The following is an 18,876-nucleotide window of genomic DNA, read 5'->3' on the forward strand; positions in this document are numbered from 1 at the left end:
GCTCGGGGAGGATTTACCGTGCGGTCCAGCTCAGCGTATCGCCCGTTTCCACCTTCAGCCGCTTCGCCGCGTCCGCATCGATCGCGATGCCGCCTTCACGGCGCTTTACCCGCGCATAGCCTCCGCGCCAGTCGGACAGCCGGCCGGTGGCAACCAGCGCCTGATCGCCGCCGCTCTCGATCGCGACGATCGGTGCCTCCTCGGCGTCGCGCACGGTCGTCACCTGGTCGGTGCGCGCGGTCATGCTCGGGCCGCCATCGAAAATATCGATATAGCCTTCATAGGCGAAGCCCTCGTTCTCCAGCATGCGCATCGCCGCGCGGCCGCTGGGGTGGGGCAAGCCGATGACGGCGCGCGCGCTTTCGCTCAGCATGGCGGTATAGATCGGATGCTTGGGCATCAGATCGGCGATGAACTGGTTGCCGTGGATGGCATTGAAATAATCCGCCTCCTGAAAATTCATCCCGAAGAAGCGGCCCGCCAGCCCGTCCCAGAAGGGAGAGCCGCCGGCCTCGTCGATGATCCCGCGCAGCTCGGCGAGGATGCGGTCGGCGAAGCGGCCGCGGTGCTGGCGGATGAACAAATAGCGGCTGCGCGCGAGCAGCAGGCCGAGGCCGCCGGCCCGGTGGTTCGGATGCAGGAACAGCCCGCCGACCTCGCTCGATCCCTCCAGATCGGTGACGAGGCTGAGCATTTCGGCGCGGAAGGTGCGGTCCAGCTCCTCGCTCTGCTGGGTCAGCGTGCTGAGGCGGTAGCTGTAGAACGGCCAGCGCCGGCCCACCTCAGCGAACAGCTGACAGGTGCCGCGTACCTCACCCGTTTCGACCTCTTCGAGCGCGAGTACGAACAGATCGTCCTGCAACTCGTCGCCGGCGCGGATAAAGGCCTCGTCCGAGCGCGCGAGCTTGGCGGTGAGCGACATGCGGTCGGCCGGCAGGTTGGTGAAACCGCCGCCGGTGAGCTTGGCCATCTCGTAGAGCGCTTCCAGGTCGCGCGGGCGGGCGGCGCGGATGATATAGCCCATCAGAGGCCTCCCTCGGCGAGCCGCAGGATGGTGAGCGCGGACAGCCGCGCGCGTTCGGCCAGACTGTCGACGATCAGGATTTCGTCCGAACTGTGGATCGCGTCGCCGCGCACGCCCATGGTGTCGACCACGGGCACGCCGCAAGCGGCGATATTGTTGCCGTCGCACACCCCGCCGGTGGCGCGCCAGCTTATGTCGAGGCCGAGGTCCGCGCCCGAGCGCTTGACGAGACCGAACAGCTTTTCAGCACCCTCGGAGAGTGGCTTGGGCGGACGACCGAACCCGCCATGCGGCTGCACCGTCACGTCGTGCTCGATCGCGACGGCGGCGCAGGCGCGCTCCAGCGCCTCCTCGGCGTCCACCTGGTCGCGGGGTGAACGCGGGCGGAAATTGACGCGCAGGACCGCGTGATCGGGCACGACGTTGTTGGCGCCGCCGCCGTCGATCCTGGCCGGGTTCACCGACAGGCCTTCGCGCATCAGCGCCTTGAGCCGCAGCGCGAGATCGGCCGCGGCGACCACGGCGTTGCGCCCGTCCTCCGGATTGCGCCCGGCATGGGCGCTGCGCCCGCCGATCCTGATCGAATAATTGCCGCTGCCCCCGCGCGCCCCCGCCAGCGTGCCGTCGGGCAGCGCGGGCTCGTAGGTCAGCGCCGCAGCCTTGCCCTGCGCGAGCCGCTCGATCAGCGCGGCGGAGGAGCCCGAGCCCACCTCCTCGTCGCTGTTGATCATGATCTGGTAGCCGAGGCGATCCTTTGCATCGCTCGCTTCCACCGCCAGCAGCGCATGAAGCATGACGGCGATCCCGCCCTTCATATCGGCGACGCCGGGGCCGTTCAGAATATCGTCGCCGCGCCAGCTTAGCTCCTGGAAAGTGCTGTCCTGAGGAAACACCGTGTCCATGTGACCTGTAAAAAGCAGCTGCACCGGCGCACTGGGCCGCACCGTGGAGACAAGATGCTTGCCGCGCTGTAACTCCTTGATATTGCCGTCGGGTTCCATCGCCTCGACGGGATCGGGTGCGATAAGTTCCACCTCGCCCGGCAATTTTGCAAAGGCATCGCCCAGCTGCTGCGCCATGGCGGCAAGGCCTTGCAGATTGGCGGTGCCGCTGTTGATTTTCGCCCAGCGCATCGTGCGTTCGAGCATGGGTTCCTGCTCGATCCGGTCGAGCGCGCATTGTTCGGTTGTTGTCAGCTCTGTCATGGCGAAGAGATAGCGCGAGGCGCCGGACTAGGCCAGTGCTGCGGGATCAGCCGATTTAAAACCCACGTCGCTCCCGCGGAGGCGGGAGCCTATTGCCGGTTTGTGGGATATACGGCGTTGCCTTCTATTGCGATGAAATGTTCGGCAACTCTGGCAGATCGACTGCGGTTGCCAGCCAATGATAGCGGGGATGGGTCCCAGCCTTCGCAGGGGCGACGAGTTTTAGGACGAGAGGACTCGCGCCACCTGCACGAATTCCTCCACGCTCAGCGTCTCCGCTCGCCGCGTCGGATCGATGCCTGTCGCATTCAGCGCATCCAGTCCGCCCGGCAACCCCTTCAGGCTCTGGCGCAGCATCTTGCGGCGCTGGCCGAAGGCGGCGGCGGTGAGCTTTTCCAGCACGGCGAAGCGCAGCCCTTCGGGCATGGCGGCGGGCAGGATATGCACCACCGCGCTCATCACCTTGGGCGGCGGCGTGAAGGCGCTGCGGTGAACCTTCATCGCCAACCTTGCCGTGCTGCGCCACTGCGCGAGCACCGACAGACGGCCATAATGTTTGTCCCCCGGCGCGGCGACGATGCGGTCCGCCACCTCCTTCTGGAACATCAGCGTCAGCGAGGCCCAGCCCTGCGGCCAGCTTTCGCCGCCCAGCCAGCGCACGAGCAGCGCGGTGCCGATATTATAGGGGAGATTGGCCACGATGTGGAATGGCGGCGCGAGGTCTGGCTGCGCGGCCAGCGCATCGCCTTCCTGTATATTCAAGCGCCCCGGAAAAGCCTCGGCGATCTCGGCGAGCGCGGGTAGACAGCGCGCATCGCGCTCGACCACGCTGACCTCCGCGCCAGCGCGCAGCAGCGCCCGCGTCAGTCCGCCGGGGCCGGGGCCGACCTCATAGACGCGTTGTCCGGCCAGATCGCCGGGCACCGCGGCGACGCGGCCCAGCAATTGCTCGTCGAGCAGGAAGTTCTGGCCGAGCGCCTTGGATGCGCTGAGGCCGTGCGCCGCGATAACCTCGCGTAGCGGCGGCAGTGCGGGTGTGGGTGCCGTGCTCAATCCCGCAGCCGGCGGTTCTTTACAGCTTCGCAGGCCATGCGGATCGCGGCGATCATGGAGTCCGGCCGCGCGATCCCCTTGCCGGCGATATCGAAAGCGGTGCCGTGATCGGGCGAGGTGCGCACGATCGGCAGGCCCAGCGTGATGTTCACCGCATCGTGGAAATAGAGCGACTTCAGCGGTACCAGCGCCTGATCGTGATAGGCGCATATCGCAGCGTCGTATTCGGCGCGTGCTTCCTCGTGGAACATGGTATCGGCGGGCAGCGGGCCGGTCACGTCGCAGCCATCGGCCAGCAGCCGCTCGATGGCGGGCAGGAAAAACTCTTCCTCCTCGCGTCCCATCCTGCCCGATTCGCCGGCATGCGGGTTGAGGCCCGCGACGGCGATGCGCGGTTGCTCGATCCCGAAATTGCGGGTCAGGCCGCGCGCGGTCGCTTGAACGCGGTCGACGATCAGTTCGGCGGTAATGGCACCGGGCACGTCGCGCAGCGCGATGTGCCCGGTCATCGGCACCACGCGCAGACCCGGCCCCGCGAGCATCATGATCGCGTTCTGGCGCGAGACGCCGCAGCGTTCGGCGATGAACTCGGTCTGCCCGGGATGGGTGAAGCCGACCGCATAAAGCTGTGCCTTGGACACCGGACCCGTGATCACCGCGCCCGCGCTGCCGCTGCGCGCCAGGCCGACCGCGGCTTCGAGCGCCTGATAGGCGCATTGCGCGCCCGCGGCGGTCGGCGTTCCGGGCGTCACCGGGCCGCATTCGAGCACCTGCATGACCGGCAGCGCCGTCTCGAACACGCCGAGCGCCTTGGCCGGATCGTCGATCGGCTGGACGGGTCCGCTCCAGTGTGGAGCAAAGGCGGCGGCGTCGCCGACGGCGAAAAATGGCGAAAGGCCGGCATGCACGCGGGCCTCCCAGCTTTTGCAGATGATTTCCGGACCGATCCCCGCCGGATCGCCGATGGAAATGGCGAACGGTGCGATCGGCTGCTGCTTACCGGGCATGAATTATCCCACTGTCCAGGCAGGCATCAGTTGTAATCGATGATCGCATCGCGCCGCAGATCGCGCAGATAGATTTGCGCGCGGCGCGAGACTCGGTCTTCTTCCAGTCGCGACTGGATCTGGTCGAAAGACGGCTCGGCGCCGGTCCGGGGATCGTCGCGCCCGCACAGCACGAACACGCGCACGCCTTCCTCCAGCGAGCCATAAGGCGGCGTCGAGCGACCGATCTCGAGCTTCGACATGACCTCCTGCAGGGGGCCGGGAAGATCGCCCAGCCGTACGCCATCGCGGTTCACCACATCGGCGTTCAGCGTGGCGGCCACCTCATCGGCATTGCCGCATCCCTGGATTGCCTGGGTTGCCTGCGCGAAGCCGTCGAGCAGCCCCTGCGCGGATTGCTGGGTCGCCCCGGCGGGAAAGGTGATCGACATCTGCTTGAGGCTCAGCTGAGCGTCGCGCGGATCGGCGGTGAGGATCTGGCGCTTGTCGATCAGATACAGGATCGAGACGCCGCCCGGAGACTCGATCGGGCCGACCAGCTGGTTTGCCTGCATCTGCTGGGCCGCTTCGGCCAGGGATGTCGGCAGTTGCGCCGGGCGAACCCAGCCGAGATCGCCGCCCACCGCGGCGGTCGATGCCTCGGAGAACTGCCGGGCGTAAGCCACGAAGCTGCCACCAGCGCTGATCTGTTTGACGATATTCTGCGCCTGCTCGACCACCTGCTGTTCGTTCTCCGGCGTCGCCGAGAGATAAATCTCGCCGAGGCGATATTCGGTCGTGCCCCGGCTTTCAGTCAGCCGGTCGATGATCGACTGCACTTCGTCATCGCTGACGTTGACGAACGGGCTGATGTTGCGCCGGAGCAGGCGGCTCCAGGCGAGCTCGGCCTGAATCTGGCGGTGCAGCGAGGCCGGCGATGAGTTGATCGAGCGGAGATATTTGTCGAACGCCGCGGCGTTGCCTTGACCGTTCTGCTGAGCGACGCGCGCATAGGTCTGGCCGATTTCGTCGGCGGTGATCGCGATGTCGTTCGCGCCGGCTTCCTGGATCTGCAGTGTTTCATCGATCAAATTACGCAGCACCTGAAGGCGCAGGCGCGCGCGCTCGGCCTCGGGAATCTCGCCGCCATTGGCCGCGACGATCAGCGCCATGCGCTGGTCGACGTCGGTGCCGGTGATGATCGAGCCGTTGACGACCGCGGTGGCGCGGCGGACATTGGGGTCGTCGCTGCCGAACAAGGTCAACCCGTCGGGCAGGTCCAGCCCGACATTGGGCAGCGGCTGCTCCTCCACGGTCTGCGCTGGCAGGGCGGAGGGAACGATCAGGCTCATGGCCGCGCTCATGCCGAGTAGCTTCGATAGGTTCATAAGATCAGCCAGTCGTTTCCATATCGTTACGGGGACAATCCCACCATAGCGGGCTAGGCCGCGGGCGCTGAACCGCGGATGAAAGGCATCCGCCCCCCCGGACGGCGCTCCTTATACGCCCAGGTTGCGAAATGCCAGCCGGAACAAAAAGCTGTTGCCGCGCCGCGCATCGCCGATCGCCTCGTAATCGCGCCGCCAGGTCAGCCCGATGCTCAGGCACTCGTCGTCATAGGCGATGCCGAGGCGGTGGCGGATCGGCTGGAACCCGTCCTGATCGGCGAGCGGATCCTCGTCGGCATCGGTGAGATCGACGATTGCCGAGCCGAACACCGACCAGTAGCGCGCGAACGCGATCCGGCCCGCGGCGCGCAATTCCTCGCGGTCGCGCAAATCCTCGATCGACGATGCGATATCGCGGTTGAGCCGCAAATAGCCGATCTGCGCATAGGTCTTGGTCGAACCGATGGTGGCATCGATTTCGTTGCGGCGGATCTTGAAGCTGTCCTTGTCGAGCCGGTAGCGGTGCGTCAGCCGCACGAAATTCTCGTAGCGGACATCGGTGCGCCCGACGATGTCGGATAGACGCTGTGACAGCCCCGTCCCGTCAGGGAAGATCACTTCCTCGTTGGACAGCCGATAGCTCTGGCCGATATTGGCTTGTACCGACAGGCTGTCGGTGATCAGCGAATAATCCATGCCATAAACGACGCGGTAGCCGTCCTCATACCGGTCGTAACCGGGGAAGCGGTTGAGCGAGAACAGGTTGAGGTCTTCCAGCTCGACCGCGCGAGAATCCTCGTTGGGCACGTCGAAATTGCTGACCGACGGTGTAGCGACGAATTGCACGCGCGGCGTGATGATCTGCGTGCCGCCGAACGCCTCGCCGATGAACGGCCAGCTCGCATCGGCCGCGGCGGTGGCGATGAAGCGGCTCTGGAAGCCCTCCTCGCCGCGATAGATCAGCGTGTCGGTGAGATCGTTGTCGCTGCTGTGGTAGATGTCGCCGCGCGCGAGCAGGCTGAAGGTGAGCAGCTGGCCTAGATCGCTGATCAGGCGCTTGTCCCAGCGCGCCGCGGCGAACGCGCGCTGCGTGTCCTGTCCCTCGCTACGTCCGATCGCCAGACTGTTCGCCTGCAGCATGATCTTGCCGCCCAGCAGCGGATCGTCGAGCTTGCGGCGATAGTCAATCTCCGGCAGCGCCAGCGGCACCATGCCCTGGTCGGCATCCACGCGCAGCGTCTGCACCGCCCAGCCGGCAACGCGGAAATAGCTGTTTGCATCGATGCGTTCGGCCTGCAGGGTCGACCGCAAACGATCGTCTCGGCTGATGTCGTAGCGGCGCAGGAACGTGCGGTCGGTGGCGCGGCGGATCGATCCGCTCAGCGTCCAGTGCTCGGTCGGCCGCAATTCGCCGCTGGCGTCGAGATAACCGCGAAACTGCTGGCGCGAATCCGCATCGCCGCTGATCGACTGCTGGCGGCTGTAGGTGGCGTATCCGGTCACCTGATAGGCGCCCAGTTCGTTGAGTTCGCGGTAGCTGGCGCTGACCATCGGCAGCACCCTGGAATAGATATAGGGCGTGACCACCACATCGCGATCGGGGCCGAGCGCGATCAGATAGGGCAGCTGCAGCTCGGCACCGTTGTTGTTGGTGTAGCCGATATTGGGCACCAGCAGCCCGCCCTCGGTGCCATTGCCCAGCGGATGCGACAGGCCGGGCAGCGGGATGATCGGCAGACCGAACAGCTCGATCCGCGCGCCCGAGTAGCTGACGCGGCGGCGGTTCGGATCGTAGGTGACGCGCACGGCATTGACCTGCCAGCTCGGATCCTTCGGGCAGCCCTTGCTGTCGACCACCGCGCAGGGGGTGTAGGCCGCGCGCTCGAGCTGCACCACGCCGTCGTCGAAGCGCTCGCCGCGCACCGCCGCCAACCGCCCGCCTTCCTTCAGCACCAGCAGCAGATTGTCGATCGCGCCGTCGCGCAAGCTGTCGGACAGGGTGACCGTGTCGCCATAGGCGATGTCGCCGTTGGGATTGACCGCGCGCACCGCGCCGCTGGCGACGACCTGGCCGCTGCCACGGTCCCAGCGGATCTGGTCGGCGAAAACCCGGTAGCCATCCCGCGCCAGTTCGACATTGCCGCTGGCGGTAACGACATCGGCGCCGGTATCGTAGCTGAGTTCGTCGGCGGCAAAACCGACTTCGTCGCTGGACGCCGCATCGGCGGACGCAGGCTTGGATGCGGCAGGCTCTTCGGCAGCGGTCTCGTCCACCGGCCGTTCGACCGGCGGGATCGGCTGTTCGGGCGCATCGAACGCGCCTTCTTCCGGCGTCGATTGCTGCGCGGCGACAGGGACGGCGGCGATCAGGCCGAACGCAAGCGCGAGACCGCGCGCGGCGGCGTGATGTCCCGTCTTGTCGCTTCGCATACCCAAACCCTTTTCGCGCAAACCGGCGCCATTAGCGGCGCCTCTTGCACCAGCCCGCCCGATCCCGCAATGCGCCAGGTGGAGCAGAAGGTGGAACCGGGGCGGGCGCTGAGCCGTCTGACTCGCATAGCAACTTGAAAAAATAACAAAGGACACAGACCTTGATCGATATCCGTTTTTCCGCCGACCGCCCGCAAGACGCCGACGTCATCGTCGTTCCGGTGGGCAAGGGCGGCGCCGATGCCGCCTCCATGCCGATCGAGCAGAGCAAGACGGTGGCGGCCGCGGCCAGTTCGGCGCGCTTCGAGGGCAAGCCCGGTCAGAGCTTTTCGACCTATGCCGAGGAGGGCGGCAAGACCGTGCGCGTGCTGCTCGTCGGCACCGGCAAGGACAGCTTCGACCGGGCGGGCGGCACCATCGCCGCGCAGCTTTTGACGACCGGCGCGAAGCACGCGGTGCTGATCGCGGACGGGCTCGACGGCGATGCCGCATCGGACATGGCCTATGGTGCCAAGCTGCGCAGCTGGCGGATCGACACCTATCGCACCACGCTGAAGGACCATGAAAAGCCCAGCCTCGAGACGCTGACGCTGGCCGGTGCCAAGGACGGCGCGGAGGATCGCTGGACGCGGCTCGGCGCGATCGCCGAGGGCGTGGCCTTCACCCGCGAGCTGGTGTCCGAGCCCGCCAACATCATCTATCCCGAAAGCTTCGTCGAACGGGCGCGGGCGAAACTGGAGCCGCTCGGCGTCACGTTGCGCGTGCTCGATGAGCCGGAGATGGAAAAGCTCGGCATGAACGCGCTGCTCGGCGTGTCGCTCGGTTCGGAAAAGCCCGCGCGGCTGCTGGCGCTGGAATATATGGGCGGCAAGGACGGCGAAAAACCACTCGTCTTCGTCGGCAAGGGCGTGACCTTCGATACCGGCGGCATCTCCCTGAAGCAGCCGCAGGGCATGGAAGACATGAAGTGGGACATGGGCGGCGCCGGAGCGGTGGCCGGCGCGATGACCGCGATCGCCGGGCGCAAGGCCAAGACCAATGTCGTCGGCATTTGCGGGCTGGTCGAGAATATGCCCGATGGCCGCGCGATGCGCCCGGGCGACATCGTCACCTCGATGAGCGGCCAGACGATCGAGGTGATCAACACCGACGCCGAGGGCCGACTGGTGCTGTGCGACGCGTTGCACTGGGCGCAGGAAACCTACCAGCCGGACACGATCGTCGATCTCGCCACGCTGACCGGCGCGATGCTGATTTCGCTCGGCCATGAGCAGGCCGGTTGTTTCTCCAATAACGATGGCCTAGCCGACCGGCTGATCGCCGCAGGCGAGCAATCGGGCGATCCGTTGTGGCGGCTGCCGCTGGGCAAGGCCTATGACAAGCTGCTCGACAGCCCGATCGCCGACATGAAGAACGTCGGTCCGCGTTCCGCCGGTTCGATCACCGCCGCGCAGTTCCTGCAGCGCTTCATCAAGGAGGGCGTGAAATGGGCGCATCTCGACATCGCCGGCATGGCCTGGTCGGACAAGGACGGCCCGGTCTGGGCCAAGGGCGCCACCGGCTTCGGCGTGCGCCTGCTCGACCGGTTCGTGGCGGACAATTACGAGGGGTAGTATCTTTCTCCCCTCCCGCCTGCGGGAGGGGCCGGGGGTGGGTGCGAACGTTAGCGAGCTTCAACGAAGCGGTCGCCGGCCGGGCATCGAGCCCGTCTTGTCGATACCCACCCCTAGCCCCTCCCTCAGGAGGGAGGGGGACCACTTTCTTAAGGGAAGTCCATTGCCCCAGGTCGATTTCTACCAGCTGACCCGCGATCCTGCATCGGCGATCCTGCCGGCGCTGGCGGGCAAGTCGCTGGCCGAGGGGCATCGCATGCACATCGCCCACGCCAGTGAGGATGCCCGTGCGGCGCTGTCCGAGGCGCTGTGGAGCGCCGCGCCGGAGAGCTTTCTGGCGCATGGGCAAGCGGGGCAGTGCGACGAGGCGCGCCAGCCGATCCTGCTCTCCGCGCTGGCGACCGGCGGCAACGGCGCGCAATATTGTGCGATCGCGGATGGCGACTGGCGCGATGATGTCGATGGCTACGACCGCATCTTCTTCCTGTTCGAGCCGGACAAGGTGGAGGCCGCGCGCACCGTCTGGAAAGCGCTATCGGCCAAGGATGGCTGGCAATGCCATTACTGGAAGCAGGACGGTGGCCGCTGGGCCCGCGCGGCTTAACGTCCCTCCCTTGCCTCATGCGCGCGTGGGCGCTAGGGGCGCGCACAAACACCGAACACATCCCCCTAAATCCTCAGGAGCTCATCATGGCGGTTACCCGCACCTTTTCGATCATCAAGCCCGACGCCACGCGCCGCAACATCACCGGCGCGGTTACCAAGATGCTGGAGGAGGCCGGCCTTCGCGTCGTCGCCTCCAAGCGCATCCGGATGACCGAGGAACAGGCCAAGGGCTTCTACGCCGTCCATGCCGAGCGCCCCTTCTACGGCGAGCTGGTCGATTTCATGATGAGCGGCCCCGTCGTGGTGCAGGTGCTCGAGGGCGAGGATGCGGTGAAGCGCAACCGCGACGTGATGGGCGCGACCAACCCTGCCGACGCCGAGCCCGGCACCATCCGCAAGGAACTGGCCGAAAGCATCGAGGCGAACACGGTCCACGGCTCGGACAGCGAGGAAAATGCCGCGAACGAGATCAAGTTCTTCTTCGTGGACGACGAAATCGTCGGCTGAACGAGACGTACCAGTTAAAATCCATCAATGGGTTTTCATGCTATGGTTCTGCGCTCCTGCGAAAGCAGGAGCCTTAGGGCCCAATAGCGCTTCCGAACCCTGGGCTCCTGCTTGCGCGGGAGCGCTACGGAGGGGGCTTAAAACTCCTCCGCGGCGTCCATCAGTTTGGTGAGCCGCTTCGGCGCCACCGCGCGCCAGCTTTTCTCCAGCCAGCCGCGCACATGCGCCCAGTCGACTTGCGGACGGTCGAGCCTGAGCGCGATCCAGCCGCTCGCGCCATAATAAGCCGGGCGATAATAAAGCTCGGGCTCGGCATCGATCAGTGCCGCCATTTCGTCCGGCCCGCTGGTCTTGGCGAGCAGCGCTACCGCATCCTCGCCATGATGGCGCACCGAGACATAGGCGAAGAATTTACCGGAGCTTTCGCCGCCGACGCGCCAGCCGGGCGAACCATGCGATTCGCGGGCGCTCGTTTCGGGCAGCGTCAGCGCCAGCTCGCCGACCTTGGCGACGATCCATTCCGGATCGGAAAAGCGCCCGACATAGGCGGCCAGCGTACGCGGATAGAGCTGATGCTCGGCGATCAGCACGCGCGCGGCGAGGGTATCGGCATCGTCGCCCGGCAGGACCGCGACCGGGGTCTGCGCCAGCACCGGGCCGTCGTCGAGCTCGGTGGTCACCAGATGCACCGAACAGCCGCCATGACTGTCGCCCGCCGCCAGCGCGCGCTCATGCGTGTGCAGCCCCTTATATTGCGGCAGCAGCGAGGGGTGGATGTTGAGCATCCGGCCCTGCCAGCTCTGCACGAACGGCTCGCTGAGGATGCGCATATAACCGGCCAGCGCGATATAATCGGCGCCCGCCCCGCGCACCGCCTCGTCCATCAGCGCATCGTGATCGGCGCGGGCGAGCCCCTTGTGCGGCTGGGCGAATGTGGCGATGCCTTCGGCCGCGGCCAGTTTGAGCCCGCCCGCACCCGGATCGTTCGAGGCGACGAGGACGATCTCGTACGGGCAGTCGTCGGCCTTTGCGGCATAGAGCAGCGCCGCCATGTTCGAGCCCCGGCCCGATAGGAGGACGGCGATTTTGGCCTTGCCGGGCATCAAATCCTCCCCGGAACGGGGAGGGGGACCGCCGCGAAGCGGTGGTGGAGGGGCCGGGGCGTAAGCCTCCGGAGGTAGCACGTCGGCCCCTCCGTCACGCTGCCTGACGGCACCGCGCCACCTCCCCGTTCCGGGGAGGATTCGAGCTCACGCATCATGGCATGCTTCCCAGTCGGCGCCGGCGCCCCAGTCGCCGCGCGCGCCGCCGATGCGGCAGCCGCGCGTGCCCGCGGCGATGCGGCCGATGGCGTGGACGGTATCGCCCGCCGCCTCCAGCGCCTCGCGAACCCTCCGCGCCTGATCCTCGCGCACGATCACCGCCATGCCGATGCCGCAGTTGAAGGTGCGCGCCATCTCGCCCGGATCGATCGCGCCTTCGCTCTGCAGGAACGCCATCAGCGCGGGCTGGTCCCACGTCCCGGCGTCGATCAGCGCGCGGCAGCCATCGGGCAAGATGCGCGGGATATTTTCCAGCAAGCCGCCGCCGGTGACATGCGCCAGCCCGTGAATGCGGCCCGCGCGCAGCAGCGGCAGCAGCGCCTTCACGTAAATCCGCGTGGGCTCGATCAGCGCGTCCAGCAGGTTGCGTGTGTCGTCAAACGGTGGAGGCGTATCCAGCGCCCAGCCTTTGTCCGCGGCCAGCCTGCGCACCAGCGAGAAGCCGTTGCTATGCACGCCCGAGCTTGCCAGCCCCAGGATGATGTCGCCCGGCGATATCGCCTCGCCGGTCAACTGCTCGCCGCGCTCGACCGCGCCGACGGAGAAGCCCGCCAGATCATAATCGCCCGGGCCGTACATCCCCGGCATCTCCGCCGTCTCGCCGCCGATCAGAGCGCAGCCGGCCTGCTTGCAGCCCTCGGCGATCCCGGCGACCACGCGCTCGGCCACGCCATGGTCGAGCTTTCCGGTTGCGAAATAATCCAGGAAGAACAGCGGCTCCGCGCCCTGCACGATCAGATCGTTGACGCACATTGCCACCAAGTCGATGCCGATCGCGTCGTGCCGGTCGTGGTCGATGGCGAGCTTCACCTTGGTGCCCACGCCGTCGTTCGCGGCGACCAGCAGCGGGTCCCTGAACCCGGCCGCCTTGGGATCGAAAAACCCGCCGAAGCCACCCAGGTTCGCATCCGCGCCGGGCCGTGCGGTGGCGCGGGCCAGCGGGGCGATGGCCTTGACCAGCGCATTGCCCGCCGCGATCGACACGCCGGATTGCTCGTAGCTATAGGGTTCGCGATTTGAGTGTTTGGGGTCCATGCCGACAGCGCTAACCAGATCGCGCTTGGAATTCCATGCTTCTGTCGCCAAAAGAGCGCCGATGACGTTCCGATCCGCCCCCAGCAAATGGATGATTGCCGCCGCCGCCATGGCGCTCGCGGGCTCTTCCGCGCTCGTCTATGCGCAGATCGAGGGGCCGGAGCGCGGTGTGCCGCCGATCGCCTCGACCGGCGATTTCGAGGTGAGCGGGGTCGAGGTCAATGTCACCGGCAAGGATGCCGAGGACGCGCGCCGCAATGGCTGGATGGAGGCGCAGCGCCTCGCCTGGGCCCAATTATGGGCGCGCACGCATGGGGGGCAAAAGGCGAGTCTGCCCGATTCGCGGCTGAACGACATGGTCTCCGCGATCGTGGTCGAGGATGAGGAGATCGGCCCGCGGCGCTATGTCGCGCGGCTGGGCGTGGTGTTCGACCGCGCGCGCGCCGGGCAGCTCCTCGGGGTCAGCGGTTCGATCACGCGCTCGGCGCCGCTGATGATCATTCCGGTCACCGTCAATGCCGGCGCGCCGATGGTGTATGAGCAGCAGACCGACTGGCAGCGCGCCTGGGCCCGCTATCGCACCGCCGAGAGCACGATCGATTATATCCGGCCGCAGGGCGGCGGCGGCGATTCGCTGGTGCTGACCGCCGGGCAGATCGACCGGCGCGGGCGCATCTGGTGGCGTATCTTGCTGGATCAGTTCGGCGCGGCCGATATCCTGATCCCCGTGGTCAAGGTCGAGCGGCAATGGCCGGGCGGGCCGGTCAAGGCGACCTTCACCGCGCGCTATGGCCCCGACAACCGATATCTGGACGCGTTCGCGCTGCGTACGACCGGCCCGGCCGGCATCCCCAAGATGATGGACGAGGGCGTGCGCCGGGTGAACGAAATCTATCAACGCGCGCTATCGGGCGGATTGCTCGCCCCAGACAAGTCGCTGATTTTGCAACAGCCGATCGACGAGAGCGAACTGACCGATGTCGAGGAACCGGCCATGGCCGCCGACAGTGGCCCGCGTCTGCCCGACGATTACGTCCCCTCGGTCGCCCCGAGCCTCTCCGGCCCGGGCACCGAGCCAAGCGCGCCCGCCGCGATCCAGAGCTTCAACGTCCAGTTCGCCACGCCCGACGCGTCCGCGGTCACCGCGACCGAATCGGCGGTGCGGTCGGCCAGCGGTGTGCAGGCGGCGATCACCTCCAGCCTGGCGTTGGGCGGCACATCGGTGATGCGCGTGACGTTCGCCGGGGACCGCGATGCGCTGCGCGCGGCGCTGTCGGCGCGTGGTTTCACCGTGTCCGATGCCAGCGGTGCGCTGCGGATCAGCCGCTAGCGCGCGTCGCCATGCGGCAGATCGCGCTTCCCTTCGATTGGTCGAAAAGCGGCGGCGGCGAGCTGGTCGTCACCGCCGCCAATGAAAGCGCGGCCGGGCTGATCGAGAACCACGGCTATTGGCCGCATGGCGGGGTGATTCTCACCGGTCCCCCGCGCTCGGGCAAATCGCTGATGGCCGAGCATTTCCGGATCAGTCATGAAGGCGCCGCCATCGACGATGCCGACCGCGCCGAGGACGAGGCTCTGTTCCACGCCTGGAACGCGGCCAGGGCGGACGGCAAGCCGCTGCTCATGACCGGACGCACGCCGCCCGGCGAATGGGGCACGGCCTTGCCCGATCTGCGCTCGCGCCTTGCCGCGATGCAACTCGTCCAACTCGGCGAGCCCGATGACGAGATGCTGGAGGCGCTGCTCAGGCTTCACCTGACGAAGCTTGGAACCGGAGCGACCGACGAGACGCTATCCTACATCGTCAAACGGATCGACAGGAGCTATGCCGCTACCGAAAGTTTTGCGCGCGAAGCCAATGCCCGCGCGCTCGAACAGGGCGGGCCGGTCGGCATGAAGCTGGCCCGCGCGATGTTCGATCACCAGAACGAACTGGATATCTGATGGCCGAGAGCGATGCGAAATTCCGCCTTACCCCCAGCGTTCCCGATCCGCCGGAGGGCGCCCAGCGCTATATCAACCGCGAACTTAGCTGGCTGAAGTTCAACGAACGCGTGCTTGAAGAAGCGTGCAACGATAGTCATCCCTTGCTCGAACGGCTGCGCTTCCTGTCGATCTCCGGAAGCAATCTGGACGAGTTCTTCATGGTCCGCGTGGCCGGGCTGGTGGGGCAGGTGGCGCAGGGCGTCGAACTGAGTTCGCCCGACGGCCTGACCCCCGCGCAGCAACTCGAGGCGATCTATGCCGAGAGCGACCGGCTGATGGAAAGCCAGCAGCAGGCATGGGAATATCTGCGCGGCGCGCTGGAGGAGCAGGGGGTCGCTTTGGTTGCTCCCGATACGCTGGACCAGCGGGCGCGGACCTGGCTCGGCAAGCATTTCAACGATCAGATTTTCCCGCTCCTGACGCCGCAGGCGCTTGATCCGGCACATCCTTTCCCGTTCATCCCCAATCTTGGGCTCAGCATCGTGCTGGATCTCAAGCGCAAGAAAGACGGCCGTGCGATCCGCGAGCTACTGATGCTGCCGTCGGCGCTGCCGCGCTTCCTGCGCATTCCAGACGCGAACGCGCGGTACGTCACGATCGAGGACGCGGTCATGTCCTTCGCCGACCGGCTGTTTCCGGGCTATGAGCTGGCCGGATCGGGCACGTTCCGGATCGTGCGCGACAGCGATATCGAGGTGGAGGAAGAGGCCGAGGATCTGGTGCTCTATTTCAAGAGCGCGATCAAGCGGCGGCGCAAGGGGCAGGTGATCCGGCTCGAGCTCAACGACAGTTTGCCCGACGGCGTTTCCACCACAATCCGCGAGGATCTGCTGGTGGTCGGCTCGTCTCGCGCGCTCGTCCACGGCTTTATCGGCATCAGCGATCTGGCGATCCTGTGCGACGAGGACCGGCCGGACCTGAAATTCCCCGCCTTTACCCCACGTTTCCCCGAGCGTATCCGCGAATATGACGGCGACTGTTTCGCCGCCATCCAGGCCAAGGACATCGTCGTCCACCATCCCTATGAGAGCTTCGACGTGGTGGTCGCGATGATCGAGCAGGCGGCGGCGGACCCGGCCGTGGTGGCGATCAAGCTGGCGCTCTACCGTGCCGGACGCCAGTCGCGCATCATCCGCGCGCTGATCGACGCGGCCGAGGCGGGCAAGTCGGTCACCGCCGTGGTCGAGCTGAAGGCCCGCTTCGACGAGGAGCAGAACCTGATGTGGGCGAGCGCGCTGGAACGCGCCGGCGTGCAGGTGGTCTACGGCTTTATCGAATGGAAGACCCACGCCAAGGTGACCATGATCGTGCGCAAGGAGGAGAGCGGATACCGCACCTACTGCCATTACGGGACCGGCAATTATCATCCCGTCACCGCCAAAATCTATACCGATCTCAGCTATTTCACCGCCGATCCGCAGGCCGGCCACGATGCCGCGCAGCTGTTCAACTACATCACCGGCTATGTCGAGCCGGGCGAGCTTTCGCGCATCTCGATCTCGCCGGTCGCCCTGCGCCAGGACTTGCTGTCGCTAATCGATGTCGAGATGGCCAATGCCAAGGCCGGCAAGCCTGCGGCGATCTGGGCCAAGATGAATTCGCTGGTCGATCCGGACATGATCGACAAGCTGTACGAGGCGAGCGGGGCCGGGGTCGAGATCGACCTGATCATTCGCGGAATATGCTGCCTCCGCCCGGGCATTGAGGGCCTGTCCGGGAATATCCGCGTGCGATCGATCGTGGGGCGTTTTCTGGAGCATAGCCGTATTTGGGCGTTCGCCAATGGCCGCGAACTGCCCAATGATGGCGCGAAGCTGTTCATCAGTTCGGCCGACTGGATGCCGCGCAATCTCGACCGGCGCGTGGAATATATGATGCCAATCACCAACCCGACCGTGCACGACCAGGTTCTCGATCAGGTGATGCTCGCCAATCTGATCGACAACGAACAGAGCTGGTGGATGGACGGAGAGGGCGATTATCACCGCATCCAACCCGAGGGTAAGCGCTTCAACCTGCATCAATATTTCATGACCAACCCGTCCTTGTCCGGCCGCGGCAAGGCGCTCAAGAAATCCAAGTCGGTGCCGAAATTGCGGCTGACGCGCCCACGCCGGAAGAAATGACCGCCGCGTGATGTTCAAGAAGATGTTCAGGGGGGCAGAAGCCATCGCGGTGGCTGCAGATTCACCGCCGAGCATACGGTCGGCGGTCGTCGACATCGGTTCGAACTCGGTGCGGCTGGTGGTGCATCAGGGCCACCCGCGCGCGCCGTCGATGATCTTCAACGAAAAGGTGATGGCGGGGCTGGGGTCGGAGCTTAGCGAAACCGGGCGGATCGGAGACGAGGCCGCCGAGCGGGCGCTGCGTGCGCTTTCGCGCTTCCGCTGGCTGTGCGAGGCCTTTGCGGTCGAGCAGGTCGAGGCGATCGCCACCGCCGCGGTGCGTGATGCCGGGAATGGCGACGAATTCCTGAAAAGTGCGCGCGCGCGCGGTTTCGATCCGCGCGTGCTGAGCGGCGAGGAGGAGGCCTATTTCGCCGGCATGGGCGTGCTCGCGGCCTTTCCCGGCGCCAGGGGCTGGGTCGGCGATCTGGGCGGCGGGAGTCTGGAGATCGCACGGCTCGGCAAGAACATGGTCAAGCAGGGCGTATCGCTGCCGCTCGGCGTATTGCGGGCCAAGCCGATCCTGGACAAGGGTTCGGGCGCGCTCGCCAAGCGCTTTGCCAAATATCTCGATCGCAGTGGCCTGGAAATCCAGGACAAACCGCAGCCGCTCTACCTAGTCGGCGGCAGCTGGCGCTCGCTCGCGCGGATCGATATGGACGCGGGCGATTGGCCGCTGCAAGTGGTGCATCATTACGAGATTTCGCCCGGCCGCGCAGTCAAACTCGCCGACAAGGTGGCGGCGATGGACGAGGCCGCCATCGCGGCCACGCCCGGCATCGGATCGAGCCGCGTCGCCTATATGCGCGAGGCGAGCCGCCTGCTCGCGCTGATGACCGAGCGGCTGAAACCCAGCTGCGTGCTGATTTCGGGCTACGGCGTGCGCGAGGGCATTCATTTCGATGCGCTGGCGCCGGAGATGCGCAGTGTCGATCCGCTGCTGGCGGGCACGCAGGACATGGGCGAGGCCGAGGGGCGCTTTCCGGTGCACGGGCGGCTCGTCGACGACTGGATCGCGCCGCTGTTCGCGGACGACGGCGCCGAGTGGCAGCGCCTGCGCCGCGCGGCCTGCAATCTGGGCGATGTCGCCTGGCGCGCCAACCCCGATTTCCGGGCCGAGCGTGGGCTGGAAGCGGGCCTGCACGGCAACTGGGTCGGCATCGACGGCGCGGGCCGCGAGATGCTGGGGCAGGCGCTCTACACCAGCTTCGGCGGCGGCACCTCGGCCTTTCCCGGCGGCGGCGCGCTGGCCGGCGACAAGGCCATGCACCGCGCAGTCGCCTGGGGTTTGGCCATGCGTTTGGCCCAACGGATCAGCGGCGGGTTGGCCGAGCCGCTCGAGGAAAGCCGCTTGTCGGTCGACAAGGACAGGCTGGTGCTAACCGCCGACGCCGACGCGCTGCTGTCCGAGACGGTAGAAAAGCGGCTGGGCCAGCTGGCAAGCTATATGGGTCTGGAGGCGAAGGCGGTGGGAGGCTGAGGCTGCGGCCGCCCCCTTACCGTCAGCCCTGAGCCTGTCGAAGGGCGTTTCTCAGACGAGAGCCGTGCTTCGACAG

General features: G+C 66.5%; 15 protein-coding genes. 7 read left to right on the forward strand and 8 right to left on the reverse strand.

What is annotated here, in order from left to right; genetic code table 11:
• Positions 1–13: 13 nt before the first annotated feature.
• From ACOQPC_RS05500 to ACOQPC_RS05525, 6 genes are all read right to left on the reverse strand, one after another.
• Positions 14–1,024 (reverse strand): arginine N-succinyltransferase, encoded by a 1,011-nt coding sequence (locus ACOQPC_RS05500; protein ID WP_420607644.1) that lies wholly within the window; start codon positions 1,022–1,024, stop codon positions 14–16.
• Positions 1,024–2,229, reverse strand: a complete 1,206-nt coding sequence (locus ACOQPC_RS05505; RefSeq protein WP_420607645.1) for a hydrolase — start codon at positions 2,227–2,229, stop codon at positions 1,024–1,026. The genes ACOQPC_RS05500 and ACOQPC_RS05505 overlap by 1 nt, the downstream gene beginning before the upstream one ends.
• A 222-nt stretch (positions 2,230–2,451) precedes the next feature.
• Complete coding sequence (gene rsmA / locus ACOQPC_RS05510) at positions 2,452–3,282, reverse strand: 16S rRNA (adenine(1518)-N(6)/adenine(1519)-N(6))-dimethyltransferase RsmA (RefSeq protein WP_420607646.1); 831 nt, start codon at positions 3,280–3,282, stop codon at positions 2,452–2,454.
• On the reverse strand, positions 3,279–4,289 hold the full coding sequence (gene pdxA, locus ACOQPC_RS05515; protein ID WP_420607647.1) for a 4-hydroxythreonine-4-phosphate dehydrogenase PdxA: 1,011 nt from the start codon (positions 4,287–4,289) through the stop codon (positions 3,279–3,281). Before pdxA ends, rsmA begins: the two co-directional genes overlap by 4 nt.
• A 26-nt stretch (positions 4,290–4,315) precedes the next feature.
• Positions 4,316–5,632: a peptidylprolyl isomerase gene (locus tag ACOQPC_RS05520; RefSeq protein ID WP_420607648.1), complete on the reverse strand. Its 1,317-nt coding sequence runs from the start codon at positions 5,630–5,632 to the stop codon at positions 4,316–4,318.
• Between the two features lie 135 nt (positions 5,633–5,767).
• Positions 5,768–8,086: an LPS-assembly protein LptD gene (locus ACOQPC_RS05525; protein WP_420607649.1), complete on the reverse strand. Its 2,319-nt coding sequence runs from the start codon at positions 8,084–8,086 to the stop codon at positions 5,768–5,770.
• A gap of 164 nt (positions 8,087–8,250) precedes the next feature.
• Here ACOQPC_RS05525 and ACOQPC_RS05530 point away from each other — a divergent pair, with 164 nt between their 5' ends.
• The 3 genes from ACOQPC_RS05530 to ndk all read left to right on the forward strand — a co-directional run bounded on the left by ACOQPC_RS05530 (position 8,251) and on the right by ndk (position 10,812).
• Positions 8,251–9,699: a leucyl aminopeptidase gene (locus ACOQPC_RS05530; RefSeq protein WP_420608078.1), complete on the forward strand. Its 1,449-nt coding sequence runs from the start codon at positions 8,251–8,253 to the stop codon at positions 9,697–9,699.
• Positions 9,700–9,862: 163 nt separating this feature from the next.
• Entirely contained in the window at positions 9,863–10,303 is a 441-nt protein-coding gene (locus tag ACOQPC_RS05535) for a DNA polymerase III subunit chi (protein ID WP_420607650.1), read from the forward strand.
• An 86-nt stretch (positions 10,304–10,389) separates the two neighbouring features.
• Entirely contained in the window at positions 10,390–10,812 is a 423-nt protein-coding gene (gene ndk, locus ACOQPC_RS05540; protein WP_420607651.1) for a nucleoside-diphosphate kinase, read from the forward strand.
• A gap of 137 nt (positions 10,813–10,949) precedes the next feature.
• Here ndk and purN read toward each other — a convergent pair whose 3' ends face one another.
• Complete coding sequence (purN, locus tag ACOQPC_RS05545; RefSeq protein WP_420607652.1) at positions 10,950–11,915, reverse strand: phosphoribosylglycinamide formyltransferase; 966 nt, start codon at positions 11,913–11,915, stop codon at positions 10,950–10,952.
• A 147-nt stretch (positions 11,916–12,062) separates the two neighbouring features.
• Entirely contained in the window at positions 12,063–13,169 is a 1,107-nt protein-coding gene (gene purM / locus ACOQPC_RS05550) for a phosphoribosylformylglycinamidine cyclo-ligase (protein WP_420607653.1), read from the reverse strand.
• Between the two features lie 61 nt (positions 13,170–13,230).
• On the opposite strand from purM, the gene ACOQPC_RS05555 reads away from it, so the two are divergent.
• From ACOQPC_RS05555 to ACOQPC_RS05570, 4 genes are read left to right on the forward strand one after another with little or no spacing between them, the layout of a single operon-like run.
• Complete coding sequence (locus tag ACOQPC_RS05555; RefSeq protein WP_420607654.1) at positions 13,231–14,499, forward strand: heavy-metal-associated domain-containing protein; 1,269 nt, start codon at positions 13,231–13,233, stop codon at positions 14,497–14,499.
• A gap of 11 nt (positions 14,500–14,510) precedes the next feature.
• Positions 14,511–15,113 (forward strand): chromosomal replication initiator DnaA, encoded by a 603-nt coding sequence (locus tag ACOQPC_RS05560; RefSeq protein ID WP_420607655.1) that lies wholly within the window; start codon positions 14,511–14,513, stop codon positions 15,111–15,113.
• Positions 15,113–17,281 (forward strand): RNA degradosome polyphosphate kinase, encoded by a 2,169-nt coding sequence (locus ACOQPC_RS05565; RefSeq protein WP_420607656.1) that lies wholly within the window; start codon positions 15,113–15,115, stop codon positions 17,279–17,281. The genes ACOQPC_RS05560 and ACOQPC_RS05565 overlap by 1 nt, the downstream gene beginning before the upstream one ends.
• Positions 17,282–17,291: 10 nt before the next feature.
• The gene (locus ACOQPC_RS05570; protein ID WP_420607657.1) at positions 17,292–18,800 is read left to right on the forward strand and encodes a Ppx/GppA family phosphatase; all 1,509 of its coding nucleotides are present in this window, start codon (positions 17,292–17,294) and stop codon (positions 18,798–18,800) included.
• The last annotated feature ends 76 nt before the right edge of the window (positions 18,801–18,876 follow it).

The organism is Novosphingopyxis sp. (genome assembly GCF_965218915.1).
Lineage (GTDB): Bacteria > Pseudomonadota > Alphaproteobacteria > Sphingomonadales > Sphingomonadaceae > Novosphingopyxis.

Excerpts from the sequence above, each read along its gene's own strand:
- ACOQPC_RS05570 (WP_420607657.1), top strand. The coding sequence starts at position 17,292 with ATGTTCAAGAAGATGTTCAGGGGGGCAGAAGCCATCGCGGTGGCTGCA.
- ACOQPC_RS05520 (WP_420607648.1), bottom strand. The coding sequence starts at position 5,632 with ATGAGCGCGGCCATGAGCCTGATCGTTCCCTCCGCCCTGCCAGCGCAG.
- purN (WP_420607652.1), bottom strand. The coding sequence starts at position 11,915 with ATGCCCGGCAAGGCCAAAATCGCCGTCCTCCTATCGGGCCGGGGCTCG.
- ACOQPC_RS05500 (WP_420607644.1), bottom strand. The coding sequence starts at position 1,024 with ATGGGCTATATCATCCGCGCCGCCCGCCCGCGCGACCTGGAAGCGCTC.
- ACOQPC_RS05505 (WP_420607645.1), bottom strand. The coding sequence starts at position 2,229 with ATGACAGAGCTGACAACAACCGAACAATGCGCGCTCGACCGGATCGAG.
- ndk (WP_420607651.1), top strand. The coding sequence starts at position 10,390 with ATGGCGGTTACCCGCACCTTTTCGATCATCAAGCCCGACGCCACGCGC.
- ACOQPC_RS05525 (WP_420607649.1), bottom strand. The coding sequence starts at position 8,086 with ATGCGAAGCGACAAGACGGGACATCACGCCGCCGCGCGCGGTCTCGCG.
- ACOQPC_RS05555 (WP_420607654.1), top strand. The coding sequence starts at position 13,231 with ATGACGTTCCGATCCGCCCCCAGCAAATGGATGATTGCCGCCGCCGCC.
- ACOQPC_RS05560 (WP_420607655.1), top strand. The coding sequence starts at position 14,511 with ATGCGGCAGATCGCGCTTCCCTTCGATTGGTCGAAAAGCGGCGGCGGC.
- pdxA (WP_420607647.1), bottom strand. The coding sequence starts at position 4,289 with ATGCCCGGTAAGCAGCAGCCGATCGCACCGTTCGCCATTTCCATCGGC.
- ACOQPC_RS05565 (WP_420607656.1), top strand. The coding sequence starts at position 15,113 with ATGGCCGAGAGCGATGCGAAATTCCGCCTTACCCCCAGCGTTCCCGAT.
- purM (WP_420607653.1), bottom strand. The coding sequence starts at position 13,169 with ATGGACCCCAAACACTCAAATCGCGAACCCTATAGCTACGAGCAATCC.